Genomic DNA, 26,579 nt, shown 5'->3' on the forward strand with positions numbered 1-26,579 from the left:
GCGAAAGCCGTGCAGGGGGTGGAACCGGTGCGGCCGCGAACGACGCCGAGCACCGCGGCGATGCGGGTGGCCGGACGGCGAGCGCATCCGCGGCCGGCGGCCCGATGCGCCGCGCGGCCTGACGCCGCATGGCCCGACAGCGTCCCGCGTGGTGCCAGGCGGCCTGCGTCGTCGCGCTGCTTGCAGCCTCGGCGCTGGTCGCGGGCTGCGCGCGCAGCGGAGACGAGGCCACCACCACGATCCGCTTCTGGGCCATGGGCCGCGAGGCCGAGGTGGTGGCGGAACTGCTGCCGGACTTCGAGCGCGAGCATCCGGGCCTGCGCGTCGAGGTCCAGGCCATTCCCTGGACCGCCGCGCACGAAAAGCTGCTCACCGCCTACGCGGCCGACGCCATGCCCGACCTGCTGCAGCTGGGCAACACCTGGATCCCCGAGTTCGCCGCGCTCGAGGCGCTGGAGCCGCTGCAGCCCCGCATCGACGCGTCGGCGGCGGTCGACATCGCCGACTACTTCCCCGGCATCCTCGACACCAATGTCGTCGACAACCAGCTGCTGGGCGTGCCCTGGTACGTCGACACGCGGCTGCTGTACTACCGGCGCGACATCCTCCGCGACGCCGGGGTCGTGGAAGCGCCGCGCACCTGGGACGAGTGGGCCGCCGCGATGGACGCCGTGCAGCGCAATGCCGGCCCGGGCCGCCACGCCATCCTGCTGCCGCTCAACGAGTTCGAGCCGCAGCTGTCGCTGGCCCTGCAGCAGGACGATCCGCTGTTGCGCGACGGCGGCACCCGCGGCAACTTCGACAGCCCCGGCTTCCGCAGCGCGCTCGCGTTCTACGCCCGCATCTTCGAGGAAGGCTGGGCGCCAGCGCTGTCCGAGACCCAGGTGTCCAACGTCTGGGACGAGTTCTTCCGCGGTTCGTACGCCTTCTACCTTTCCGGCCCCTGGAACATCCGTGAGTTCCGTCGCCGCGCGTCGGCAGGGCTTGCCGACGAATGGGGCACGATGCCGCTGCCCGGCCCCGACGGCCCCGGCGCGGGTATCGCCGGTGGCACCAGCCTGGTACTGCCGCGCGGCGGTGCACGCGCCGATGCCGCCTGGCAGCTGGTGGAGTACCTCTCGCGTCCCGACATCCAGCACCGCTTCCACGCGCTGAGCGGCAACCTGCCGCCGCGGCGCAGCGCCTGGGCGCATCCGGAGCTTGCCGGCGATCCGCTGGCCGCCGCGTTCCGCGACCAGCTCGAGCGCGTGCGCCCGACGCCCAAGGTGCTGGAGTGGGAGCGCATCGCCCAGGAGATCCGGCTGGTGACCGAGCGCGTGGTGCGCGGCGGGCTGTCGCAGGACCAGGCCGTACGCGAGCTCGACGCCAGCGTCGACGCCATCCTCGCCAAGCGGCGCTGGATCATCGCCCAGGAGGCCCGCTGATGCGCGCCGGGCCCGCGGGCTGGATGTTCGTCGCCCCGGCGATGATCGTGATCGGGCTGTTCTTCGCCCTGCCGGTGGCGTCGGCGCTGCTGCTCAGCCTGACCGACTTCGACCTCTACGCGCTGGCCGACCCGGCGCACCTGCGCTTCGTCGCGCTCGACAACTACCTGGAGCTGCTGCGCACGCCGATCTTCTGGAAGGCGCTGTGGAACACCACGTACTTCGTGGTGGTGGGCGTGCCGCTGTCGATCGCGGTGTCGCTGGCCGCGGCGCTGCTGCTGGACTCGCGGCTGGCGCGCGCGAAGGCGCTGTTCCGCACCGCGCTGTTCGCGCCGGTGGTCACCACGCTGGTGGCGGTGGCGGTGATCTGGCGCTACCTGTTCCACACCAGCTACGGGCTGGTGAACTGGGCGCTGGGCCATGTCGGTGTGTCCCCGGTCGACTGGCTGGGCGATCCGCACTGGGCGATGCCGACCATCATCTGCTTCGCGGTGTGGAAGAACTTCGGCTACAACATGGTGATCCTGCTCGCCGGGCTGCAGGCGATCCCGCGCGAGCTGTACGAGGCGGCGCGTATCGACGGCGCGTCGACCTGGCGGCAGATCCTGCACATCACCCTGCCGGCACTGGGACCGGTGCTGCTGGTGGTGTCGGTGATCACGGTCTCCGGCTATTTCCAGCTCTTCGCCGAACCCTATGTGATGACCCGCGGCGACCCGCTGCAGTCCACGGTCAGCGTGCTGTACTTCATGTTCGAGGAAGGCTTCCGCTGGTGGAACCTCGGCCGCGCGTCGGCGGTGGCCTTCATGCTGTTCCTGGTGATCCTCGGCGCGACCACGCTGCTGCTGCGTGCGGGCCGCAGGCGGGACCTGGTATGAGCCGCCCGGTCGGTGGTTCGCGGCTGCAGGCGCTGCTGGTCAACGGCGCGCTGGCGGCATTCGCGCTGCTGGCACTGGCGCCGCTGGCGTGGATGGTCTCGGTGTCGTTCATGCCGATGGGCGAGGCCAGTGGGTTCCCGCCGCCGCTCCTGCCCAGTGCGGTGACGCTGGACAACTATCGCGAGCTGTTCGCGCGCACCGGCATCGGCCGCGCCTTCGCCAACAGCCTGGCGGTGTCGCTGGGCATCACGCTCGGGTCGCTGGCAATCAACACCGCCGCCGGCTACGCCTTCGCCAAGCTGCGCTTCCGCGGCCGCGACCGGCTGTTCCAGGCGCTGCTGGCGGCGCTGGTGGTGCCGGCGCAGGTGGCGATGCTGCCGCTGTTCCTGCTGATGAAGCAGCTCGGCCTGGTCAACACCCTGGGCGGCGTGGTGGTGCCGGCGCTGGCGGGGGTGTTCGGGATCTTCCTGGTGCGACAGTACGCGCGCTCGATTCCCGACGCCCTGCTGGAGGCCGCGCGCATCGACGGCGCCGGCGAGCTGCGCATCTTCGTGCAGGTGGTGCTGCCGATGCTCAAGCCGGTCCTGGTGACGCTGGCGATCTTCAGCTTCATGGCCGCGTGGAACGACTTCATGTGGCCCTTGATCGTGCTCGCCGACCAGGAGCAGTACACGCTGCCGGTGGCGCTCGCGGCGCTGTCGCGCGAGCACATCATGGACGTGGAGATGATGATGGCCGGCGCCGTGGTGACGGTGCTGCCGGTGCTGCTGCTGTTCCTGGCGCTGCAGCGCTGGTACATGCAGGGCCTGCTGCTGGGCAGCGTCAAGGGATGAGGAGGCGTGGCGGGATGGCGGTGAGCGGAAACACGCGCTGCGGCGCAGGTGCGGCGGCGCGGGCTGCGGGCCTGCGCGGCGGGTGGGGCAGGGCCGCGATGGTGGCGATCGCGGGCTGGCTGGCGTGCGCGTCGCCGGCGCCGGCGCAGGAGGTGCTGTCGACGCGCCTGCTCGACGGCTTCGAGGACCCGGCCGCCTGGCGCGTGGTCGCCTCCGACCAGGTCAGCGCCGCGATCCGCGCGGTCGATGGCGCCGAGGGCCGCGCCCTGTGCCTGGCCTACGACTTCAACGGCGTCTCCGGCCACGCCGGCATCCAGCGCGCGCTGCCGCTGGAACTCCCGGCGAACTACCGCTTCGACCTCCAGCTCAGAGGCGACGCGCCGGCCAACGACCTGCAGTTCAAGCTCGTCGACGCCAGCGGCGACAACGTGTGGTGGGCCAACCGGACCTCGGTGGAGCCGCCCGCGCGCTGGACGCCGCAGCGCTACAAGGCGCGGCACATCGTGAAGGCCTGGGGGCCGGATCCGGATCCGCTGCTGCGCGCCAGCGCGTCGATGGAGTTCGTGGTCTACAACCGCGTCGGCGGCCGCGGCTCGGTCTGCTTCGACGCGCTGTCCTTCAGCGAGCTGGCGCCGCCCGACGACAGCCCGCTGGAGCTCACGGCGCTGGCGACGGCGGGGGACGCCGCGGCGGCGGTGGACGGTGATGCCGCCAGCGCCTGGCGCGCGCCGAATGTGGAAGGCGGCCAGCGGATCGTGCTCGACCTCGGCCGCGTGCGCGAATTCGGCGGCCTGGTGCTGGACTGGCTGGCGGGCCGGCAGGCGTCGCGCTACCGCGTGCAGGTGTCGGACGACGGTGCCGCATGGCGCGACCTGCGCGACGTGCGCGGCGGCGATGGCGAGCGCGACTGGATCGCGCTGCCGGAGTCGGAGGCGCGCTGGATCGCGCTCGACCTGCTCGACGGCCCGGGGGCGGAGTTCGCCCTCGCCGGCGCCGCGGTGAAGCCGCTCGGATTCAGCGCGCATCCCAACGACTTCGTGCGCGCGGTCGCCGCCGACCTGCCACGTGGCCGCTGGCCGCGCGGCTTCAGCGGCGAACAGCCCTACTGGACCATCCTCGGCCTCGACGGCGGACTGCAGCAGGGCCTGCTCGGCGAGGACGGCGCGGTCGAGGTGGCGCGCGGCGGCTTCAGCATCGAACCCTTCGTCATCGCCGGCGGCCGGCTGGTGACCTGGGCCGACGTGGCGCCGCGGCAGTCGCTCCAGGACGGCTACCTGCCGATCCCGAGCGTGGACTGGCGCCACGACGACTTTTCGCTGCGCGTCACCGCGTTCGCGGCCGGCACGCCGGAACGTTCGCAGCTGGTGTTGCGCTACCGGCTGGCCAACACCAGCGGGCGGCCGCAGGACCTGCAGCTGGCGCTGGCCGCACGTCCGCTGCAGGTCAATCCGCCGGCGCAGTTCCTCAACACCCTCGGCGGCGTCAGCCGGATCAGCGCGATCGCGGTCGATGGCGGCATGGTCTCGGTGGCGGGCGTGCCGCGGGTGTTCGCCAAGCAGGTGCCCGACGCCTCGTTCGCCTCGGCCTTCGATGCCGGCGACGTCGTCCGGCACCTGGCCGCCGGCAGGCTGCCCGCCACCACGCGCGTGCCGAACGATCCGACGGGACTGGCCTCGGCCGCGCTGGTCTGGCGCGCGCGCCTGGCGCCCGGCGCGGTGGAGAGCATCGAGGTGATGGTGCCGATGACCGGCGGCAGCGCGCCGGCGCGGCGCTGGTGGGATGCGGAAGCGCTGCAGCAGGAGGTCGCGGCGCAGTGGCGCGGCAAGCTCGACCAGGTGCGGCTGGACGTCCCGCCCGAGGGCCAGTCGCTGGCCGACAGCCTGCGCACCGCGCTGGCGCACATGCTGGTGTCGCGGGTGGGGCCACGGCTGCAGCCCGGCACGCGCTCGTACTCGCGCAGCTGGATCCGCGACGGCGCGATGATTTCCGAGGGCCTGCTGCGCATGGGCCGCGCCGACGCCGTGCGCGAGTACGTCGAGTGGTACGCGCCCTTCCAGTTCGACGACGGCAAGGTGCCGTGCTGCGTCGACGACCGCGGCAGCGATCCGGTTCCCGAGAACGACAGCCACGGCGAGCTGATCTTCAACATCGCCGAGTACTGGCGCCACACCGGCGACGACGCCTTCCTCGAGCGCATGTGGCCGCACGTGCTGGCCGCCTGGGAGTACATGGAGTCGCTGGCACAGAGCGAGCGCACCGCGGCCAACCGCGCGCTGGATCCGGCCTTCTTCGGGATGATGCCGGCCTCGATCAGCCACGAGGGCTATTCGGCCAAGCCGATGCATTCGTACTGGGACAACTTCTGGGCGCTGCGCGGCTACAAGGACGCGGTGCAGCTGGCCGAAGCGCTGGACAAGGCGGAGGACGCGACGCGCATGGCCGCCGCGCGCGACCGCTTCCGCGCCGACCTCCTGGCCTCGCTCGACGCCGCCGCGACCCGCCACGGCATCGACTACCTGCCCGGCGCCGCCGAGCTGGGCGACTTCGACCCGACGTCCACCACCATCGCGCTGGCGCCCGGCGGCGAGCTCGCCCACCTGCCGCCCGCCCGCCTGCACGCCACCTTCGAACGCTACTGGCGCGAATTCGCGCAGCGCCGCGACGGCGAGCGCGCATGGAAGGACTACACGCCCTACGAATGGCGCAACGTCGGTGCCTTCGTGCGCCTGGGCTGGCGCGAGCGCGCCTGGGACGCGGCGCGCTGGTTCCTCGACGACCGCGCGCCTCCACCTTGGAACCAGTGGGCCGAAGTGGTGACGCCGACCCCGCGCACGCCGTTCTTCCTCGGCGACCTGCCGCACGCCTGGGTGGCGTCGGACTTCGTGCGCTCGGCGCTGGACATGTTCGCCTACGTGCGCGAGTCCGACGACAGCCTGGTGCTGGCGGCCGGCGTGCCGGCGTCGTGGCTCGACGGTCGCGGCGTGGCCCTGCACGGCATGCGCACGCCGCACGGCACGCTCGGCTACCGGCTGGCGCGCGACGACGGGCGGCTGGTTCTCGAGATCGCCGACGACGCCGGCCTGCCGCCGGGTGGCCTGGTGCTGCCGTGGCCGTACCCGGGCGAGCCGGGGCCGGCGAGCATGGAGGGCGTGCCGGTCGCCTGGGACGGGCGGGAGCTGCGCATCCCCCGCGCCGGCGTGCGCGTGGAGATCACCGTGCCCTGAGGCGGTTGCCGCGAACGCCGCGGACATAGGGTTGCCCCGCGGATGGAAGGCGACGTGCCCGGTGATAGGTTCCGCGAGGTGCGCGGCCTTCCCGGCGGCGCCCGACCGGAGCCCCCATGTCCGTCAATCCGAACAGCCCCCACGGTCCCTTGCCCCACCAGCGGCCGGCGCCGCCGCCCCCGCCGCCGCCGCCGCCCCCGGTCGAGACGCTGCCGGAGGCGAGCGCGGACGAGGCCAACCGGACGGTCGAGGCCATGGACGCCCAGGCCCGTGAGCAGTTCCGCACGGACGTCGAGGCCCTCCCGGCCGGCCAGCGGCAGGATCTCCTGAACGGACTCGCCAGCAGGCTCGACGCGCAGAACCTGACGAAGATGCATGACGCCTTCGGCGCGCAGGCGGTCGGCGACGCGGTGGAGCTGCGTGGTTCCGCCGCTGTCCGCGGCGAGTACCGCGAGCTGACCGGCGGCGAGGCCGGGCCCGGGCTTCCCCAGGATCCCGACCTTCCGGGCCGCAACCAGGTCGAGGCTTCGCAGATCCAGCGCGCGCAGCAGGACTTCGAATCCAAGGGCATCGGCAACGGCGGCCTGCCGGCGCCTTACTTGCTCGGCACGCTGGCGGCCGACCATGGCACCGAGCCCGCCTACCTGGGCGAACTCGTCCGCCTGGCCGACGAGGCCGGCGTGCTCGACAGCGCGATGGGCGTGAACGCGTCGCTGTACTCGCGCGGCCCCGACGGCCAGTACACCCTGGCCGGCGCCGACGCCGACCGGGCGCGCGATGGCCTGTCGGTCGCCGTCGGCGTCGCCGTCGAGCGCGGCGTGCTCAGCGAGGGCCAGATCCGGCATCGCGCCGCCGACGAGGGGCTGGCCGGCTGGGCCGACGTCGCAGGGCGGCTGGGAGTCGGGAACGTCGGGCGCACCGACGCGACGCGCACCGCCGCGGAGGCGCTGCAGTCGCTGCAGGACACGCATGACGAGGCGAAGTCGGAGGCCGACAAGCTCGACGAGGAGCTCAACACCTTCCTCCTGCGCGCCGGCCCGCTCACCGATGAACAGCAGGCGAAGTTCATCGAGGCGTTCCGCACCGCCGACGACCACGCGGCCATCTACGCCGCCGAGGCCGAGGCCGGCCAGGCGCTGGCCGACCACGTCACGGAGAACCGCGACGCGCTGCTTGAAGCCGCGGTGCGCGATCCCGCGATCGCCAGCCAGGTGGTCGACACCCTGGGCCGGCTGGCCGACTCCGGACATGGCGAGCTCGCGCTCGACCTGCTGGGCGAGATCCAGGGCGTGCCCGACTCGGCCCTGGGCGAGGCCTTCGCCGCCCACGCCGACACCCTGCAGGGCGAGCTGTTCGAGCGCATCTCCAGCGCCGCCGCGGTCGAGATCGTGGCCCGCCACGACGGCGACCTGCAGGCCGCCATCGCCGACCTGAAGGAGGCCTACCAGCCGTTCAAGGACGTCAAGGGCCTGTTCGACGGCGTCAAGGGCGGCATCGGCAGCTTCAGGGAAGGCATGGAGATGATGGACGCGGTCGCCGCGGGCGACTTCGACGTCCTGAAGAAGCTGGGCGACGGCTTCGCCGACTCCTCGCCGTTCTCGCGCGCGATGTCCGGCGTGGGCGTGGTGCTGGGCGCCGTCAAGGCCGGCCAGAGCGGCCAGTCCGGCGATTACCTTGAGGCCGTGCAGGGCTTCGCGTCCGTCGGCGAAAGCGGCCTGAACCTGCTCGCCGGCGCCACCAGGCACCTCGCCGACGCCGGCCGGCTGGCGCAGCATGGCGACGATGCGATCCGCTTCGCCACCTTCGCCTCGCGCCTGGCGCCGGGCCTGGGCGTGCTCGCCAGCGCGACCTCGGCGGCGATCAACGTGCAGAAGGCGGCCGAGGACGGCAACGTGGGCTATGCGCTCGCGGCGGTGGGCGACGTCTTCGGCGTGCTCGGCAGCGCCGTGGCCCTGGTGCCGGGCGCCGGCACTGCGGCGGGTGCGATCGTCAGCGGCATCGGCGCGGTGATCTCGGCCATCGGCGGCTTCATCGGCGACTCCATCGACAAGCACCAGACCCGCGAAGAACTCCGCTCCTATCTCGAGTCCACCGGCATGGACGCCGACACCGTCGAGCTGATGCTCGGCAGCGGCGAAGCCCAGAACAACGTCGCCGCGGAGCTCGGCGTGAGCGGCACGCAGTGGCAGCAGATGCTGGCCGACGACCCGGGGCTCGCGTATGCGCCGTACATCTTCAAGGAGGTCGCCGATGCCTACGGCCTCCGCGGCGAGCAGGCGGTGGAACTGTTCGCGAAGCTGCGCGACGACCATCCCGACGCCATGCTGGAACTGATGAAGGAGTTCGGCGAGAAGCCCATGGCCGGCGTGGACTACGGCCCGCTGGTGCGCGATTTCCTGGAGTCGGAGTTCCCGGCGGCGCACGGCTATGGCCGCGACCTCGAGGTGTCCGACACCCGGCCCGACGGCACGCCCAAGAGCGACGCCGAGCAGGCGGAGGGCGACTACGCCGGCATCCGCGAGGGCACGCTGTCGGAGATCCACGGCAAGGCGGAGGCGCTGCTGGAGGCGAACGACAGCCACGAGTACCGGCTGCGCGTGCTCGAGCTGCTGTACGCCGACAACCGATCCGACGCGGTGCTCGAGCTGGGCATCATGTACGGCGTGCATCCCGACGAGCTGCGTTGAGCGGTTCCCGCTGCGGCCGGGGGTCCGGCGTATGCTGGATCGCTCCGCCCGTGCCCGTGATGCAGCGGCTACCGGATCGGCTTCGGGCTCACGGGCACCAGAGGATCCTGAGCGGTGCGCCCGGCGTGGTGAAGGCGATGCGCACCGGGAACTCCATCGGGTCGTCGCCGGCCATGACGCGGTCGAGCAGCTCGCGCTTGCGCGCGCCGCGGATGAGCAGCAGCCGCGTCTCCGCGGGCGCGAGTCCGGCGGGCGTCAGGCTGACCCGGCGGGTCCAGGCGCCGGCGCCCGGGCAGCCGGAGGCATCGACCGCGACGTAGGGGCGCGGCGAGGCGAGGGCATCCGCCAGCCCGATCATGCCGGGGAACAGCGACGCCACGTGCCCGTCCTCGCCCATGCCCAGCACCACCACGCTCGCCGGCCTGGCCGCGTGCATGTTGGCGATGGTCACCGCTTCCTCGAAGCTCCGGCCGGCGCGGGTGATGGCCTCGAAGCGCGTCGCCGCGGCGCGCTCCGACAGCAGGCTCTGGCGCACCATGCGGGCGTTGCTGTCGGGATCGTCGGGCAGCAGCCAGCGTTCGTCGACCAGGGCCACGTCGACCCGGTCCCAGGCCAACGGCGCGCGGGCGAGCGCGGCGTAGGCCGGTCCCGGCGTGCGCCCGCCCGACAGCAGCAGGCGCGCGCGTGAGTCGCCTTCGAGCGCACGGCGCAGCGCTGCAGAGAGAACGACGGCCGCCGCCCAGGCCCACTGCGTGCTGTCCTGGAACGACTGGAACTCGACGTCTTCGCGGAGCCGGGTGCCGCCGTGCGTTCCGGTGTGCGGGTGGCTGTCGTGCATGCCGGCGCCGTCGTCCTCGGGTCAGTAGGGCAGAGGGTCGGAGAGCGTGCGTCCGTTGCTGGCGATGACCTTGGAATACCAGCGCGCGCTGTCCTTCGGCGTGCGCTCCTGGGTGCCATAGTTCACGTGCACGATACCAAACCGCTTGGAGTACCCCAGCGACCATTCCAGGTTGTCCAGCAGCGACCAGGCCATGTAGCCACGGACGTCGACGCCGGCGGCGATCGCATCGTGGATCGCCGACAGGTGCTTGCGCAGGTAGTCGGTGCGCAGCGGGTCGCGCACGCGGCCGCCTTCGGCGACCGGTGGATCGAAGAAGGCGGCGCCGTTCTCGGTGATGTAGACGGGCAGGTCGCCATAGGTGTCCTTGAACCACAGCAGCAGGTCGGTCAGGCCCTGCGGGAACACTTCCCAGCCGGTCTCGGTATAGGTGCCCAGCGGCTGGCGCACGACGGCGGTCCTCTGCGGATAGCTGTCGCCGGCGGCGGTGACGCTGCGGGTGTAGTAGTTGATGCCGACGAAGTCGAGCGGCTGGCGGATCAGCGCGAAGTCCTCGGCCGGCCACTCCGGCCAGGCATCGCCGAAGATGTCCTTCAGCTCGTCCGGGTAGCGGCCGAGCAGGGCGGGGTGCAGGAACTGCTCGTTCATGTAGGCGTGCGCGCGGCGCACTGCAGCGGCGTCTTCCGGGGAGTCACCGGCCGGATATTTCGGCTCGATGTTCACCACCAGCCCCATCTCGTGCCGGCCTTCGGCGCGGTAGGCCTGCGCCGCGGCGCCGTGGGCGCGCATCAGGTTGTGCGCGGCGATCGGCGCCTCGTAGCGGCTGCGGTGCCCGGGCGCGAGCGCGCCATGCAGGTAGCCGCCGTCGGTCACCACCCAGGGCTCGTTGATGGTCGCCCACTTCTTCACCCGGCCGTCGAGCGCGCGGTAGAGCGTGGTGCCGTAGTCGGCGAACCAGTCGGCGCAGTCGCGGTTGAGCCAGCCGCCGCGGTCGTCGAGCGCCGCCGGCAGGTCCCAGTGGAACAGCGTCAGCAGCGGCTCGATGCCATTTTCGAGCAGCTCGTCGACCAGCCGCGAGTAGAAGTCCAGGCCGGCCTGGTTGACGCGCCCGGTGCCCTCGGGATGGATGCGCGACCAGGAAACGCTGAAGCGGTAGGCCTTGAGCCCGAGCTCGCGCATCAGCGCCACGTCCTGCTTCCAGCGGCGGTAGTGGTCGCAGGCGACGTCGCCGGTGTCGCCGTTGAGGGTCATGCCCGGGGTGTGCGCGAAGCGCGTCCAGATGCTGGGGCCGGCGCCGTCGGCCAGCGGCGAGCCCTCGATCTGGTGGGCGGCGGTCGCGGCGCCCCAGAGGAAGCCGTCGGGAAAGCGGAAGTCCCGGCCTTGGGCGGGGGCGTCGGACATGGTGTGCTCCGGGGGCTGTGCGCGGCACCGCGCGGCGAGGTGTTGAAAACGGTTACATTGCGAGAATAGCGCAGCAACCCCGCCGCCGCATGACGGGGACAACCCCGGGAGTGGCGATGGCGCAGGTCCGGCTCGAACACGTCCGCAAGGTGTATCCCGACGGCTTCGTCGCCGTGCACGACGCCAGTTTCGAAGCCGGCGATGGCGAGCTGCTGGTGCTGGTCGGGCCGTCGGGCTGCGGCAAGTCGACCCTGCTGCGGATGATCGCGGGCCTGGAAACGGTCGATGGCGGCACGCTGTCGATCGGGGGGCGGGTGGTCAACGACGTGGCGCCCCGCGACCGCGACATCGCCATGGTGTTCCAGAACTACGCGCTGTATCCGCACATGACCGTGGCCGGGAACCTGGCCTTCGGCCTGAAGCTGCGCGGCATGGACAAGGCCGCGATCGCCGCGCGCGTGGACGGGGCGGCGAAGACGCTGGGGCTGGAAGACATGCTGCAGCGCAAGCCCGCGGCGCTGTCGGGCGGCCAGCGCCAGCGCGTCGCGCTCGGCCGCGCGCTGGTGCGCCAGCCGCAGGTGTTCCTGCTGGACGAGCCGCTGTCCAACCTCGACGCCCGCCTGCGCGCGGCCATGCGCGTGGAGATCGCGCGCCTGCACCGCAGCCTCGGCACCACCATGGTCTACGTCACCCACGACCAGGTGGAGGCGATGACGCTGGGCCAGCGCATCGTGGTGCTCGACGGCGGCCGCATCCAGCAGATCGATACGCCGATGGCGCTGTACGAGCGTCCGGCCAACCTGTTCGTGGCCACCTTCCTCGGCAGCCCGGCGATGAACGTGCTGCGCGGGCGGCTGGCGCTGACCGATGGGCCGGCGCTGGTGGGCGAGGGCGGGCTGCGCCTGCCGCTGCCGGGGCTGCGGGTTCCGGAGTCGTGGGACGGGCGCGAGCTGGCGCTCGGGCTGCGGCCGGAGCACCTGCTGCGCGCGGACGCCGCAGCGGACACGGCAGCTGGCCAGGGCAGGGACCGTGTGGACGCCTTCGATGCGCAGGTCGAGGTGGTCGAACCCGTGGGCAGCGAGGTCTTCGTCAACCTGCGCCTCGGGGAGCATGCGCTGGTGGCGCGCCTGCCGCCGGGCGAGCTGCCGCGCGCCGGTGAAACGCTGCCGCTACGCGTCGCCACCGGCCAGCTGCATCTCTTCGATCCCGGCGATGGCGGGCGCTTGCAGGCCTAATCGGGCGCCGGGGCCGGCTCCCGCAGCCGCAGGTAGCGGGGAAAGCGCGGCAGCCCGTTCACCGTCAGTCCGCTGTAGCGGTAGGTGACGAGGCTGCCGATGCCGGGCGGCGCGGCGCGCTCGGCGTCGCTCAGGCCGCTGCCGAGGCGGAAGCGGGCGCCGTCGTCACGCTCGACCAGGAGTGCGCCCACCAGGCCGGCGTACTTGCCGCGCCCCGGCAGGTGGGCGATGACGCGCGCCTCGGCGTCGTCGTGCGGCTTGAGCTTGAGCAGGCCGGGCGTGCGGCCGGCGAGATAGCGCGCGGCGTCGTGGTGCAGCATCAGGCCTTCGCCGCCGGCCGCCAGCACCGCGGCCAGGCGCGCGTCGAGCTGCCGGCGGTCGGCCACCCGCGACTGCGCGACCGGGCGCAGCCAGTGCGGCACACCGGGACCCGCCAGCCGCCGCATCGCCGCGACCCGCTCGCCGAAGCTGCCGCCGTGGCCGGGCAGGTCGAACACGATGAACCGCATCCCGCGCCACGCCGCGTCGTCGGCGGGCGGGTTGCGCACCAGGCTGCTCGCCTCCTCGAAGCGGCCGCGGCCCAGCCAGAGTTCGCCGTCCATGGCGGTGTCCGGCCAGCCGGCGGTGAACCAGGCCGGGGCGTCCACCGGGAGGCCGCCGCGGGTCCAGAGCCGGCGGCCGTCCCAGCGTCCGCGGACGCCGTCGAGCTTCTCGCTGACCCAGTACTCCGCGATGGGTCGGGGCGTGGCGGCGACGTCGCCGATGGGCAGGGTGGCGGCGAGCATCGGGCCACCGTGGGGGCGGTTGGCGCCGGCGGACGCAGGCGCCGCCCCCGCCGCGATGGCCAGCGCCAGGGCGAGAACAGCGATGCGCGGCCCGGCCGGGGGCGGGGCGGGGCGAGAGGGTCCGGGAAGGTCGGGAGCGTGCATGCGGCCATGCTCCGTCGGCGCCCGGCCCGGTGGCATCGGCGCTCCGGCCGTGTCCGGATCGGGACTTGCCGCGTGCGCGGGCAGGGCGCGGCCGGCCCGGTCCCCTGCCGCTATACTGCGGCGATCCCGGCCCCCGGGCCGCATTCACGCCATTTCCCGTCACCGACCGCGCCACGGCCTGCCCGTGTGCCGCCGAGGCCACCGACCGCCGCATGCGCCTGTCCACGATCAAGCTGTCCGGTTTCAAGTCCTTCGTCGACCCGACCACGCTGCACCTGCCGACCAACATGACCGGCGTGGTGGGGCCCAACGGCTGCGGCAAGTCGAACATCATCGACGCGGTGCGCTGGGTGATGGGCGAGAGTTCGGCCAGCCGCCTGCGTGGCGATTCGCTGACCGACGTGATCTTCTCCGGATCCACCGCGCGCAAGCCGGTGTCGCAGGCCACCGTCGAGCTGATCTTCGACAACAGCGACCACACCATCAGCGGCGAGTTCGCGGCCTTCAACGAGATCTCGGTCAAGCGCCTGGTGTCGCGCGACGGCCAGAGCAGCTACTACCTCAACGGCGCCAAGTGCCGCCGCCGCGACATCACCGACCTGTTCCTGGGCACCGGCCTGGGCCCGCGCAGCTACTCGATCATCGAGCAGGGGATGATCAGCCAGATCATCGAGGCGCGACCGGAAGAGCTGCGCGTGTACCTGGAGGAGGCCGCCGGCATCTCCAAGTACAAGGAGCGCCGCAAGGAAACCGAGACCCGCATCCGCCACACCCGCGAGAACCTCGACCGCCTCAACGACCTGCGCGAAGAGGTCGGCAAGCAGCTGACCCACCTCGCACGCCAGGCGCGGCAGGCCGAGCAGTACACCGCGATCCAGGCCGAGCGCCGCATCCGCGACGCCGAGTGGAAGGCGCTGGAGTTCCGCGCGCTGGACGCGAAGCTGTCGGGCATGCGCGCGAAGCTGGCGCAGGACGAGACCCGCCTGCAGCAGCTGGTCGCCGAACAGCGCGAGGCCGAGCGCGAGCTTGAAGAGGGCCGCGTCAAGCGCGAGGAGGCCATGGACGCGCTCAGCCGCGCCCAGGCCGCCGGCTACGAGGTCGGCGGCACGCTGGCGCGCATCGAGCAGCAGATCGCCCACCAGCGCGAGCTGTCGCAACGCCTGCTGCGCGCCCGCGAGGAGGCCGAGGACGCGATCGCCGAGCTGGCGCAGCACATCAGCGGCGACGAGGAACGGCTGGCGATCCTCGAGGAGTCGATCGCCGAGGCCGAACCGGCGCTGGAGGCCCTGCGCGAAAGCGACGAGACCCGCCAGGACGCGCTGCGCGACGCCGAGGCCGCGCTGGCCGACTGGCAGGAACGCTGGGACGCGCACAGCCGCGCGGCCGGCGAGGCCGCGCGCGCCGCCGACGTCGAACGCACCCGCGTCGACTACCTCGACCGCCAGTCGCTGGAGTCCGACCGCCGCCGCGAGGCGCTGTCGGCCGAGCGCGCCGGCCTCGACCTGGATGCGCTGGCCGAAGCCTTCGAGAGCGTCGCGGAAGAACACGAGGCGCAGAAGATCGCGCTGGAGGGCCTCAACGAAGGCCTGGAGGCCCGCAAGCAGGCCGCGCTGGACCTGCAGGACCAGCAGCGCGCCGCGCAGCAGGAGATTTCCGAGGTCCGCAAGCAGGCGCAGGAGGCCCGCGGCCGCCTGTCCTCGCTGGAGACGCTGCAGCATGCGGCGCTGGGCCAGGAGCAGGGCGCGGCGATGGCCTGGCTGCGCCAGCACGGGCTGGATTCGGCGACCCGCGTCGGCGAGGCGCTGGAGGTCGAGGCCGGCTGGGAAAACGCCGTCGAGGGCGCGCTCGGGCAGATGATCGAGGGCGTGCTGGTCGACAGCCCCGGGACGCTGGTCGAGGCGCTGGCCGATCTCGGCGAGGGCCGCATCGCGCTGGTGTCGTCGGAGCGCGGCGATGCGGAATTCGCGCCGACCTCGCTGGCGTCGCGCGTGCGTGGCCCGCTGGCGATCCGCCGGCTGCTGTCACGTCTGCACGTGGCCGACTCGCTGGCCGAGGCGCGCGAGCTGCAGGCACGGCTGGAGCCTGGCGATTCGGTGATCACCCGCGACGGCGAGCGCCTCGGCGCCGGCTGGCTGCGGGTGCTGCGCTCCGGTGCCGCGCGCCAGGGCGCGCTGCTGCGCGAGCGCGAGATCCAGGGCCTGCGCGAGCGCATCGAACAGCTGCAGGCCCGCGAAGGCGAGCTGGAGGACGCGCTGGCCAGCGGCCGCGAGCGCCTGCTGGCCGCCGAGCAGGCGCGCGAGGACGCGCAGCGCCAGCTGTACCACGCGCATCGAGGCATCTCCGAGCTCGCCGGCCGCCTGCAGGGCCAGCAGGGCCGCCTGGACGCGGCGCGCAACCGCATCGAGCGCATCGACGCCGAGCTGTCGCAGTTGGGCGAGGCCATCACCGGCAGCGGCGAGCAGGCCCGCGAGGCGCGCGGCCGGCTGGAGGACGCGGTCACGCGCATGGCCGAGCTCGAGGAGGTGCGGCGCGGGCTCGAGGCCGAGCGCGCGCGCCATGCCATCGCGCGCGACGAGGCCCGCACCGCCGCGCGCGAGTCGCGCGAACAGGCGCACGCGCTGGCGCTGCGGCTGGAAACCCAGCGCACCCAGGCCAACGGCCTGCGCCAGGCCCTGCAGCGCATGGGCGGCCAGCGCGGCCAGCTCGATACCCGGCTGGGCGAGATCACCACCCAGCTTGCCTCCGGCGACAGCCCGGTCGACGAGCTCGAGCAGCAGCGCCAGGCCGCGCTCGCGCAGCGCGTGCAGGCCGAGCAGGCGCTGTCCGCGGCGCGCAGCACACTGGACGGCATCGACGCCGGGCTGCGCGAGCGCGAGCAGGTCCGCCACCAGCGCGACGAACAGGCGATCGCCCAGCGTGAGGCCATCGCCCAGCGCCGCCTCGACCAGCAGGCGCTGGCGATCCACGCCGAGCAGCTCACCGCTGCGGTCACCGAAGCCGGCTTCGTGCTTGACGAGGTCGTCGCTGGCCTGTCCGACGAGGCCGAGGTCGGTGCCTGGGGTCGCATGGTCGCCGACTTCGACGCGAAGCTGCGCCGCCTGGAGCCGGTCAACCTGGCCGCGATCCAGGAGCACGCCGAGGCCGCGCAGCGCAAGGAGTACCTCGACAGCCAGGACGCCGACCTCAACGCGGCGCTGGAGACGCTGGAAGACGCGATCCGCAAGATCGACCGCGAGACCCGCGGTCGCTTCAAGGACACCTTCGACCGGGTCAACTCCGGTGTGCAGGAGATCTACCCGCGCCTGTTCGGCGGCGGCCACGCCTACCTGGAGCTCACCGGCGAGGACCTGCTCGACACCGGCGTCGCGATCATGGCGCGCCCGCCGGGCAAGCGCGTGTCCAACATCTCGCTGCTGTCGGGCGGCGAGAAGGCGATGACCGCGGTGGCGCTGGTGTTCGCGATCTTCCAGCTCAATCCCGCGCCGTTCTGCCTGCTCGACGAGGTCGACGCGCCGCTGGACGAGGCCAACGTCGGCCGCTTCAGCGCGATGGTCACCGAGATGAGCGAGAAGGTGCAGTTCCTGTTCGTCACCCACAACAAGGCGACGATGGAGGCCGCGAAGCAGCTTTCGGGCGTTACCATGCGCGAGCCCGGCGTGAGCCGGCTGGTGTCGGTGGACCTCGCGGAAGCCGCGCGCCTGGCCGGCGCCGCCTGACGTTCGACGACCCTTTTCAAGACGGAGCACACGATGACTGACACCTGGCTGCTGCGGATCGGGATCCTGGTCGTCGGCGTCCTGCTGTTCGTGGCCATCTGGTATTTCGGCACCCGCCCGCGCAGCCCGCAGGGCCGCCGCGTGCCGGCGAAGGGCGCGCCGGCGCCGCGCGAGGAGCGCATGGAACCCACGCTGGGCGCGCAGCTCGAGCGCGAGCTGGGCGAGGGCGCGGACGCCGCCGGCGAGGATGCGGTGCAGGCCGAGATGGAGCTGCTCGACGGCGCCGTGGGCGGCACCGCCGGCGCCACCGTCAGCCAGTACGGGCAGCGCGTCAGCGACGAGTTCGACAGGATCGTGACCCTGTACATCGCCGCGCGCGCCGGCAACGTGCTGCGCGGCCCGGACATCGTGGTCGCCGCCGAGAAGGCCGGCCTGACCTATGGCCACCTCAACGTCTTCCACCGCCTGGTCAGCGGCCATCCCGAGCGCGGTCCGGTGTTCAGCGTGGCCAACATCCGCAAGCCGGGCAGCTTCGAGATGGACGGTATCCAGTCGATGGAGACGCCGGCGATCGCGTTCTTCCTGACGCTGCCGGCGCCGGTGCCGGCGCTCGAGGCCTGGGACGCCATGCTGCCCACCGCCGAGCGCATGGCCGACCTGCTCGACGGCGTGCTGCTCGACGAACAGCGCAACGCGCTCGGCCGCCAGCGCATCGCGCACCTGCGCGAGGAGATGCGCACCTACGACCGCGAGCACGAGGTCCAGATCACCCGCAGCCCGACCTGGTAGCCCCGGAAAGGCCCAAGGCCAGCCAGGAGCCGCTGCAGGAGCAGCTGTAGGAGCAGCTACAGCTGTGACCACAACCGCGGTGCCGTCCCCAAAGGTCACCCCAGGTCGCCGCTGTAGCGGCTCCTACAAAAGCGGGGGACAATCGTGGGCATGCCACAGTCCCCCCACCAGCGCGCCGCCGAGCTGCGCCGCCTGATCGACGACGCCAACCACCGCTACCACGTGCTCGACGAGCCGGCGATCCCGGACGCCGAGTACGACCGGCTGCTGCGCGAGCTTGAAGCGCTGGAACTCGCGCATCCGGAGCTGGTGGCCCCGGACTCGCCCACGCAGCGCGTCGGCAACCAGCCTTCGTCGAAGTTCGCCGAGGTCCGGCACGCGGTGCCGATGCTGTCGCTGGGCAATGCCTTCAGCGAAGCCGAGGTCGCGGAATTCGTCGCCCGCATCGTCCGCGAGACCGGCGAGGACGCGCCGGTGTTCTCGGTGGAGCCGAAGTTCGACGGGCTGGCGATCAGCCTGCGCTACGAGGACGGCCTGTTCGTGCGCGGGGCCACCCGCGGTGACGGCGCCACCGGCGAGGACGTCACCGCCAACCTGCGCACGGTACGGGCGATCCCGCTGCGGCTGCGCGGCGCAGGGGTGACGGGCGAGGGCGGCGGCGCCAATGCCGCCGGTGGTGCGGACGGCCCGGGCGTTCCCGCGGTCATCGAGGTCCGCGGCGAGGTCTACATGCCGCGCGCGGGCTTCGCGGCGTACAACGACTGGGCGCTGGCGCACGGCGCGAAGCCGCTGGCCAATCCCCGCAACGGCGCGGCCGGCTCGCTGCGCCAGCTCGATCCCGCGGTCACCGCCAAGCGCCCACTGGCCTTCTTCGCCTACTCGCTGGGCGAGGTGTCCGGGGCGCGCGTGCCTGACACCCATTCCGAGGTGCTGGCCTGGCTGCGCGCGCTCGGGCTGCCGGTGTCGCCGCTGGTCGAATGCGCCTCGGGCCTCGACGGCGTGCTCGACTACTACCGCCGCATCGGCGCCGCCCGCGACGCGCTGCCCTACGACATCGACGGCGTGGTCTACAAGCTCGACAGCCACGAACTGCAGGCCGACCTCGGCTTCGTCTCGCGCGCGCCGCGCTGGGCAATCGCGCACAAGTTCCCGGCGCAGGAAGAGGCCACGATCGTCGAGTCGATCGAGGTCAACGTCGGCCGCACCGGCGCCGTGACCCCGTGGGTGCTGATGCAGCCGGTGCACGTGGGCGGCGTCACCGTCACCCGCGCCACCCTGCACAACGCCGACCAGGTCGCACGCCTGGACGTGCGCGTGGGCGACAGCGTCATCGTGCGCCGCGCCGGCGACGTGATCCCGGAAGTGGTCCGCGTGATCGCCGAGCGCCGGCCGGAGGGCACCGCGCCGTGGCGGATGCCGGACCGCTGCCCGGTCTGCGGCTCGGAGATCGTGCGCGAGGAGGGCGAGGTGGTCGCGCGCTGCAGCGGCGAGCTGGTGTGCGCGGCGCAGCGCGTGCAGGGCCTGTTCCACTTCGCCTCGCGGCGCGCGATGGACATCGAGGGCCTGGGCGAGCGGCTGATCCAGGCGCTGGTGGACTTCGGCCAGGTGGAGAGCGTCGCCGATCTCTACCGCCTGGGCGTCGACGACTTCGTCGAGATGAAGCGCCGCGCCGACGAGCGCGACGGCACCACGCCGGAGACGGTGAAGGCCGGCAGGATCGCGACGAAGTGGGCGGAGAACCTGGTGGCCGCGATCGCGCGCAGCCGCGAGACCACGCTCGAGCGCTTCCTGTTCGCGCTCGGCATCGAACACGTCGGCGAGAGCACCGCCAAGGCCCTGGCCGCGTGGTTTGGTGACCTCGACCGCATCCGCCGCGCGCCCTGGCCGCTGTTCAAGCGCGTGCCCGACATCGGCGACGAGGTCGCGCGCGCGCTCGGCCACTTCCTCGACCAGCCGGGCAACCAGGCGGTGATCGACGGCCTGCTGGCCGCGGGCGTGCGCATCACCGATGCGCATCCACCGTCGCCGAAGCTGCGCGAAGGGTTGACGCTGGCGCAGCTGCTGGCCGACTTCGCCATCCCGAAGCTGACGCCGCTGCGCGCGAAGCAGCTGGCCGACGCCTTCCCCGACGCCGCGGGCCTGCTTGACCAGGAACGCCACAACTTCGTGATCGCCGGGCTGCCCGACGACACCGCGTCCGCGGTGGCGGAGTGGCTGTCCGATGACGCCAACGCGCGCATGCTGGCGGCCGCGGCGGCGATGCAGGCCGAACTGCTCGCGGCGATGCCCGAGGGCGACACTGCGACAGGCCCGCTCGATGGCGTGACCGTGGTGATCACCGGCACGCTGGAATCCATGGGCCGAGACGAGGCGAAAGCCAGGCTGGAGGCCCTCGGTGCCAAGGTCGCGGGCAGCGTGTCGAAGAAGACCGGCTTCGTGGTCGCCGGTGCCGAGGCCGGTTCCAAGCTTGCGAAGGCCACCGAACTCGGCATCGAGGTCTGGGACGAGGCGCGGCTGCTGGCCTTCCTGGGAGAACAGTCGTGAGCGCGGCGCCCGCGCTCGCGCTGCGTCCGGTGCGGCACGGCGAGCTGCCGGAGCTGCTCGACATGCTGCGCCGCTTCTACGTCGAGGATCGGATCCCGCTCGACGAGCCGCGCGTGCGGCGCGGACTGGAGCAGCTGCTGGCCGACGCCGCGCTTGGCGCCGTGCTGTTCGCCGAAGCCGAGGGCGAGCGCGTCGGCTACCTGGTGCTCGGCTGGTGCTTCAGCATCGAACAGGGCGGCCGCCACGTGCTGGTCGACGAGCTGTACCTGGAGCCGGCGGCACGCGGCCGCGGCCTGGGCGCCGCGCTGCTGGCGGCCGCCTGCGACTGGGCGCGCGGGCAGGGCGCCGAGGTCGCGCGGCTGGAGGTGAACCGCCACAACCCGCGCGCGAAGGCGCTCTACCTGCGCCACGGCTTCCGCGACGACGATCGCGACATCCTCAGCCTCGCCTTTGCCGGAGACAGCACGTGAGCCACGAAGCCATGCGCCTGCGCGCGCGGCTCAACCGCCTGGTGCGCGATTTCTTCGACGCCCGCGGCGTGCTCGAGGTCGAGACCCCGGTGATGTCGCGCGCGGGCAACACCGACCCCAACATCGCCTCGTTCACCGTTGAATTCGGCGGCCGGACCGACGGCGCGCCGCGCACGCGCTGGCTGCGCACCTCGGCCGAATTCCCGATCAAGCGCCTGCTCGCCGAAGGCATCGGTGATTGCTACGAACTCGGGCGCGTGTTCCGCGACGGCGAGGCCGGCGGCCGCCACAACCCCGAGTTCACCATGCTCGAGTGGTACCGCGTGGGCTGGACGCTGGATCCGCTGATCGATGAAACCGCGGCGCTGGTGCAGGCGGCGCTGGCGCTGGTGGGCCGCGAGGCGACGCTGCGCAAGGCCTCCTTCCGCGAGGTCTATCGCGAGGCGCTGGGCCTGGATCCGCACACCGCATCCATCGCCGAACTGCAGGCCGCCTTTGCCGGGGACATCGACCCCGAAGGCCTGACCCGCGACGACTGGCTCGACCTGCTGATGACCCACCGCATCCAGCCGGCGCTCCCCGCCGGCCAGCTGCTGGCGATGCACGACTATCCGGCGACGCAGTGTGCGCTGGCGAAGGTGGCGCGCCGCGGCGACATCGACGTGGCCGAGCGCTTCGAGCTTTACCTGGGCCCGCTGGAGCTGGCCAACGGCTACCACGAGCTGACCGACGCGGCCGAGCAGCGCGCGCGCTTCGAGCGCGACCGCGCGCTGCGTGCCGGCCGCGGCGTCGTCCAGCCGCCCATCGACGAGGCGCTGCTGGACGCGCTGGCTGCGGGCATGCCTGATTGTTCCGGCGTGGCGCTGGGCATCGACCGGCTGCTGATGGCGATGCTCGGCACCGGCGCGATCGCCGACGTGCTGGCCTACGATTTCGGGCGTGCCTGAGTGCGGGATTGGTCACCACCCCGCACTTGCCTAGAATCCCGGCATGACCGACGCCATCGACTACGCCCGCTACGACCGCATCCGCCCGATCCGCTGGACCGGCGAGGCGCTCGAACTGCTCGACCAGCGCAAGCTCCCGTTCGCCACCGAATACGTCACCTGCACCGACAGCGACGCCGTCGCCGCCGCGGTCCACGCGCTGGCCGTGCGTGGCGCCCCTGCCATCGGCATCGCCGCCGCCTGGGGCACGGTGCTGGCCGCGCGCGACATCGAGGCCGATGACGCCGCGCAGGCCGCCGAGCGCCTGGAGCCGGCGCTGCAGCGGCTCAACGCCGCGCGCCCGACCGCGGTGAACCTGGCCTGGGCGCTGGCTCGCATGCGCGCCGCGCTGTTCCGCGCGCAGGCGGACGAGGGCAGCGACTGGCGCGCCGCGCTGGAGGCCGAGGCGCGCGCGATCGAAACCGAGGACCTGGCCGCCAACCACGCCATGGGCGTGCTCGGCGCTTCGCTGATCGAGGCCGGCAGCGGCGTGCTCACCCACTGCAACACCGGATCGCTGGCCACTGCCGGCTTCGGCACCGCGCTGGGCGTGATCCGCGCCGGCGTCGCCCAGGGTCGCATCGAGCGCGTGTTCGCGGGCGAGACCCGGCCCTGGAACCAGGGCGCGCGGCTCACCGTCTGGGAACTGCAGGAAGACGGCATCGACGCCACCCTGATCGCCGACGCCGCGGCCTCGCACCTGATGAAAGGCGGCGGCGTGCAGTGGGTGGTGGTGGGCGCCGACCGCATCTGCGCCAACGGCGACGTCGCCAACAAGATCGGCACCTACCAGCTGGCGATCGCCGCGCGCCACCACGGGGTGAGGTTCATGGTCGTGGCGCCCTCGTCGACGGTCGACATGGACACCGCGTCCGGCGATCTCATCGAGATCGAGGAGCGTGACCCGGCCGAGCTGCTGGCCACCGGCGGCAGCCGCACCGTGGCCGACGGCGTGCAGGCCTGGAACCCGGTGTTCGACGTCACCCCGGCCGTGCTGGTCGACGCGATCGTGACCGAGAAGGGCATCGTCGAGCGTCCGGACATTGCTTCGATGCAGGCGCTGTTCGGGCGCTGATCGCGCTGCATTTGAGGAGCGGTTTTTTGGTTCTTCTCCCGACTGAGGGAAAGGGCGCGTGGGAGCATCGCGTCGCTTCGACGCATGGCCTGCTGCCGCTCATGTCCCCCGATGCCGGCCCCACAGGGGCCGGCATCTCCTCCTTGACTTCCCGTCAGCAGGCCACGCGCCAAAGCGTGCAAGGCCCCGGCGGGCCGTCGGAAGGAGCGCGGCTTGTGCCATCGTCCCTTGCGTGAGCCGCGAGGCGCGTCAACGTTCTGCCCTTCTCCAGCGGCTCCGGGTGCGACGCTTCCACCATCCCTCGACCGCCGACACTGTTCCGGACTGCGGTGCGATGCCTGCTGACGGGAAGTCAAGGAGGAGGCTGTGGCCGCAGGCCGCAGCCGGGGGGACATGAGCGGCAGCAGGCATCGCACCGCAGCACGACCACCCTCCCGCCGGCCCAGGCACGCGACCGCGGTCAGCGCAGCCTTTCCAGCTGCAATCGACAGTGATCCCGGCAGGCCGTGGCCTGCGTTCGCCGGTGGTCTTCAATGCGTCCGCAAGTCATTGATTTCTTGCGGATCGTGCGGGCACAAGAAGGCCCGCTGTGGTAGACTTCGAAGGTTCTGCAGAGACATGCGCGAGGGGCTTCCGCGCAGCGTTTCGAGGCAGTCTTCCGAACATTTCTGAAGGGTCACGATGGCCGAGCTCGCCAAGGAAATCATCCCGGTCAATCTCGAGGACGAGATGCGCCGCAGCTACCTCGATTACGCCATGAGCGTGATCGTGGGGCGCGCACTTCCCGACGTCCGCGACGGACTGAAGCCGGTGCACCGGCGCGTGCTGTTCGCCATGACCGAGCTCGGCGCCCACAGCAACAAGCCCTATTACAAGTCGGCGCGCATCGTCGGTGACGTGATCGGTAAGTACCACCCACACGGCGACCAGTCGGTCTACGACACGCTCGTGCGCATGGCGCAGCCGTTCTCGCTGCGCTACATGCTGGTCGACGGGCAGGGCAACTTCGGCTCCATCGACGGCGACTCCGCCGCGGCCATGCGTTACACCGAGGCGCGCATGTCGCGCCTCAGCCACGAGCTGATGGCCGACATCGACAAGGACACCGTCGATTTTCAGCCCAACTACGACGAGAAGGAGCTGGAACCGACGGTCATGCCGACCCGGTTCCCGAACCTGCTGGTCAATGGTTCCGCGGGCATCGCGGTGGGTATGGCCACCAACATCCCGCCGCACAACCTGGGCGAAGTGGTCGACGCGCTGATCGCGCTGATCGACAACCCGGAGATCGACATCGACGGGTTGATGGAATACATCCCCGGCCCCGATTTCCCCACCGGCGGCATCATCAACGGCGTCGGCGGCATCCACCTCGGCTACCGCACCGGTCGCGGCCGCGTGCGCATGCGTGCGAAGGCCGACATCGAAGTGGCCGACAACGGCCGCGAGTCGATCATCGTCACCGAGATCCCCTACCAGGTGAACAAGGCGCGGATGATCGAGAAGATCGCCGAGCTGGTGAAGGAGAAGAAGCTCGAGGGCATCAGCGAGCTGCGCGACGAGTCCGACAAGGACGGTATGCGCATCTACATCGAGGTCAAGCGCGGCGATTCCGCCGAGGTGGTGCTGAACAACCTCTACCAGCAGACCCAGATGGAGTCGGTGTTCGGCATCAACATGGTGGCGCTGGTCGACGGCCGCCCGAAGCTGCTGAACCTCAAGGACTTCCTGGAAGCCTTCGTGCGCCACCGCCGCGAGGTGGTCACGCGCAGGACGATCTTCGAGCTGCGCAAGGCGCGCAACCGCGCCCACATCCTCGAAGGCCTGACGGTCGCGCTCGCCAACATCGACGAGATGATCGAGCTGATCAAGACCTCGGAGAACCCGCAGGTGGCGAAGGAGCGCATGCTCGCGCAGCTGTGGCAGCCGGGCCTGGTCGGCTCGCTGCTGGGCGCGGCGGGCGCCGAGGCATCGCGGCCCGAGGACCTGCCGGCCGGCGTTGGTCTGCTCGCCGACGGTTACCAGCTGACCGAGGTCCAGGCGCAGCAGATCCTGGAGATGCGCCTGCACCGCCTGACCGGCCTGGAGCAGGAGAAGCTGACCGAGGAGTACAAGCTGCTGCTCGACACCATCCGCGGCCTGATCGAGATCCTCGAGGATCCGGACGTGCTGCTGGACGTGATCCGCACCGAGCTGCGCAACGTCAAGGAAGAATTCGGCGACGCGCGCCGCAGCGAGATCCGCGCCAGCGAGGAAGACCTCGACATCCTCGACCTGATCGAGCCCGAGGACGTGGTGGTGACCGTGTCCCAGGCCGGCTACGCCAAGCGCCAGCCGGTCAGCGCCTACCGCGCGCAGAAGCGCGGCGGCCGCGGCCGCAACGCGGCGGCGACCAAGGACGAGGACTTCATCGCCCAGCTGTGGCTGGTCAACACCCACGACACCCTGCTGGCCTTCACCAGCCGCGGCCGCGTGTTCTGGCTGCCCGTGCACCAGCTGCCGGAGGCCGGCGCGAACGCGCGTGGCCGCCCGCTGATCAACTGGATGCCGCTGGAAGAGGGCGAGAAGGTCCAAGCCGTGCAGCCGGTGCGCGAGTACCGCGAGGACCAGTACGTGTTCTTCGCCACCGCGCGCGGCACGGTCAAGAAGACCCCGCTGACCGAGTTCGCGTTCCGACTGGCGCGCGGCAAGATCGCGATCAACCTGGAGGAGGGCGATGCCCTGGTCGGCGCCGAGCTGACCGACGGCGGCCGCGACATCCTGCTGTTCGCCAGCAATGGCAAGGCCGTGCGCTTCGACGAGTCGGCGGTGCGCGCCATGGGCCGCACGGCGACCGGCGTGCGCGGCATCCGCCTGGCCCATGGCGAGTCCGTGGTCAGCCTGATCGTGGCCGAGCGTGCCGGCAGCCTCGAGGAACTCGAGGACGAGGACACCGGCGACGAGGCGACCGTCGGCACGGAGACCAACGGCAATGGCGACGCGGCCGATGTCGAGCGCGAGGGCGAGCCCGACGCCTACGTCCTCACCGCCACCGCGAACGGCTACGGCAAGCGCACGCGCCTGTCCGAATACCCGCGCAAGGGCCGCGGCACCCAGGGCGTGATCGGCATCCAGACCACCGACCGCAACGGCGCGCTGGTGGCCGCGGTGCTGCTCAGCCGCGAGGACGAGGTGCTGCTGATCTCCGACGGCGGCACCCTGGTGCGGACCCGCGCCGCCGAGGTCTCGGTGGTCAGCCGCAACACCCAGGGCGTGACCCTGATCCGGCTGGGCGAAGGCGAGCGACTGCAGGCGATCGAGCGCGTCGACGGTTCGATCGGCAATGGTGACGAGGGTGAAGGCCAGGACGACGGCGCGGAGTCCGCCGCCAATGGCGACGCCGCTTCGGGCGAAGCCGCGACCGACTGAGCCCGGCACGCGGCCGGCGTCCGTTGACGCCGGCCGGTTCGCATCCGCCGGCCTGCCACCGCGAAACGACGCAGCATCCACCGACCCCGTTCCGTGGCGTCGCGCGTTGTCGTCCACGCTGCCGGCGCTCCTATACTGCCGG

Annotated in this window: 16 protein-coding genes; 13 read left to right on the plus strand and 3 right to left on the minus strand. The window is 72.1% G+C overall.

Annotated features, from left to right (window positions below):
• Positions 1-128: 128 nt before the first annotated feature.
• From IE168_RS02770 to IE168_RS02790, 5 genes are all read left to right on the plus strand, one after another.
• Positions 129-1,424 carry a sugar ABC transporter substrate-binding protein gene (locus tag IE168_RS02770; protein WP_189494993.1) on the plus strand — a complete coding sequence of 432 codons (1,296 nt, stop codon included), beginning with the start codon at positions 129-131 and terminating at the stop codon, positions 1,422-1,424.
• Complete coding sequence (locus IE168_RS02775; protein WP_189494995.1) at positions 1,424-2,302, plus strand: carbohydrate ABC transporter permease; 879 nt, start codon at positions 1,424-1,426, stop codon at positions 2,300-2,302. Before IE168_RS02770 ends, IE168_RS02775 begins: the two co-directional genes overlap by 1 nt.
• Complete coding sequence (locus IE168_RS02780) at positions 2,299-3,135, plus strand: carbohydrate ABC transporter permease (RefSeq protein ID WP_189494997.1); 837 nt, start codon at positions 2,299-2,301, stop codon at positions 3,133-3,135. Before IE168_RS02775 ends, IE168_RS02780 begins: the two co-directional genes overlap by 4 nt.
• Before the next feature lie 98 nt (positions 3,136-3,233).
• Positions 3,234-6,359, plus strand: coding sequence for a discoidin domain-containing protein (locus IE168_RS02785; RefSeq protein WP_189494999.1), 3,126 nt, complete (start codon positions 3,234-3,236; stop codon positions 6,357-6,359).
• Between the two features lie 116 nt (positions 6,360-6,475).
• Complete coding sequence (locus IE168_RS02790) at positions 6,476-9,046, plus strand: phage tail family protein (RefSeq protein ID WP_189495001.1); 2,571 nt, start codon at positions 6,476-6,478, stop codon at positions 9,044-9,046.
• An 88-nt stretch (positions 9,047-9,134) separates the two neighbouring features.
• Here IE168_RS02790 and pgl read toward each other — a convergent pair whose 3' ends face one another.
• Positions 9,135-9,884, minus strand: coding sequence for a 6-phosphogluconolactonase (gene pgl, locus IE168_RS02795; RefSeq protein ID WP_189495003.1), 750 nt, complete (start codon positions 9,882-9,884; stop codon positions 9,135-9,137).
• 21 nt (positions 9,885-9,905) lie between these two features.
• Positions 9,906-11,285, minus strand: a complete 1,380-nt coding sequence (locus tag IE168_RS02800) for a GH1 family beta-glucosidase (RefSeq protein ID WP_189495005.1) — start codon at positions 11,283-11,285, stop codon at positions 9,906-9,908.
• A gap of 116 nt (positions 11,286-11,401) precedes the next feature.
• Here IE168_RS02800 and IE168_RS02805 point away from each other — a divergent pair, with 116 nt between their 5' ends.
• Entirely contained in the window at positions 11,402-12,520 is a 1,119-nt protein-coding gene (locus IE168_RS02805) for an ABC transporter ATP-binding protein (protein ID WP_189495007.1), read from the plus strand.
• On the opposite strand, the gene IE168_RS02810 is transcribed toward IE168_RS02805, so the two are convergent.
• Positions 12,517-13,449, minus strand: coding sequence for a DNA ligase (locus IE168_RS02810; RefSeq protein ID WP_229823036.1), 933 nt, complete (start codon positions 13,447-13,449; stop codon positions 12,517-12,519). The genes IE168_RS02805 and IE168_RS02810 overlap by 4 nt on opposite strands.
• A gap of 212 nt (positions 13,450-13,661) precedes the next feature.
• Between IE168_RS02810 and smc the strand changes: the two genes are divergently transcribed.
• From smc to gyrA, 7 genes are all read left to right on the plus strand, one after another.
• Positions 13,662-17,165 carry a chromosome segregation protein SMC gene (gene smc / locus IE168_RS02815; protein WP_189495009.1) on the plus strand — a complete coding sequence of 1,168 codons (3,504 nt, stop codon included), beginning with the start codon at positions 13,662-13,664 and terminating at the stop codon, positions 17,163-17,165.
• Between the two features lie 33 nt (positions 17,166-17,198).
• Positions 17,199-17,954, plus strand: a complete 756-nt coding sequence (zipA, locus tag IE168_RS02820) for a cell division protein ZipA (RefSeq protein ID WP_189495011.1) — start codon at positions 17,199-17,201, stop codon at positions 17,952-17,954.
• 150 nt (positions 17,955-18,104) lie between these two features.
• Positions 18,105-20,498 (plus strand): NAD-dependent DNA ligase LigA, encoded by a 2,394-nt coding sequence (gene ligA, locus IE168_RS02825; protein WP_189495013.1) that lies wholly within the window; start codon positions 18,105-18,107, stop codon positions 20,496-20,498.
• A complete protein-coding gene (locus IE168_RS02830) occupies positions 20,495-20,968 on the plus strand; it encodes a GNAT family N-acetyltransferase (RefSeq protein ID WP_229823037.1) in 474 nt (157 codons plus the stop codon). Before ligA ends, IE168_RS02830 begins: the two co-directional genes overlap by 4 nt.
• Positions 20,969-20,979: 11 nt before the next feature.
• Complete coding sequence (gene epmA / locus IE168_RS02835) at positions 20,980-21,915, plus strand: EF-P lysine aminoacylase EpmA (protein WP_229823067.1); 936 nt, start codon at positions 20,980-20,982, stop codon at positions 21,913-21,915.
• A gap of 43 nt (positions 21,916-21,958) precedes the next feature.
• On the plus strand, positions 21,959-23,029 hold the full coding sequence (mtnA, locus tag IE168_RS02840) for an S-methyl-5-thioribose-1-phosphate isomerase (protein ID WP_189495016.1): 1,071 nt from the start codon (positions 21,959-21,961) through the stop codon (positions 23,027-23,029).
• 681 nt (positions 23,030-23,710) lie between these two features.
• Positions 23,711-26,437, plus strand: a complete 2,727-nt coding sequence (gyrA, locus tag IE168_RS02845; protein WP_189495019.1) for a DNA gyrase subunit A — start codon at positions 23,711-23,713, stop codon at positions 26,435-26,437.
• Positions 26,438-26,579 lie beyond the last annotated feature (142 nt).

The sequence above is a fragment of the Luteimonas padinae genome, from assembly GCF_014652935.1.
Classification (GTDB): domain Bacteria; phylum Pseudomonadota; class Gammaproteobacteria; order Xanthomonadales; family Xanthomonadaceae; genus Luteimonas; species Luteimonas padinae.